Here is a 354-nt window from a genome sequence, read left to right as displayed (position 1 = left end):
GCCCCCCGCCGCTATCGCGACAGCGCGATCTCGGTGCTCTCCACCGGCAACGTCTACCCGTTCCTGCCGGCGTCGTCCGGCGGAGCATCCGAAGAGGTGCAGCCCGCACCGATCGGCGAGTACGCACAGTCGTGCCTCGGCCGTGAGCGCGTGTTCGAGTTCGGAGCGCAGGAGCGCGGCACCAAGGTCGCGATCATCCGCCTGAACTACGCGGTCGACCTGCGTTACGGGGTGCTCGCCGACATCGGCAGTGCCGTGCACGCCGGGCAGCCGGTCTCGGTGGCCACCGCGAACGTCAACGTGATCTGGCAGGGCTACGCGAACGAGGTCGTGCTGCGCAGCCTCGTGCACGCG

The 354-nt window shown here is 69.8% G+C and carries 1 pseudogene; it reads left to right on the top strand.

Features of this window, described 5'->3' with window-relative positions:
- Nucleotides 1-354, top strand: a pseudogene (locus tag DSP71_RS23350) (epimerase); the annotation flags it as partial.

It is taken from the genome of Microbacterium sp. H6 (assembly GCF_003314775.1).
In the GTDB taxonomy this organism is placed as follows: Bacteria; Actinomycetota; Actinomycetes; order Actinomycetales; family Microbacteriaceae; genus Microbacterium; species Microbacterium oxydans.
This window is presented reverse-complemented; position numbering and strand designations above follow the sequence as displayed.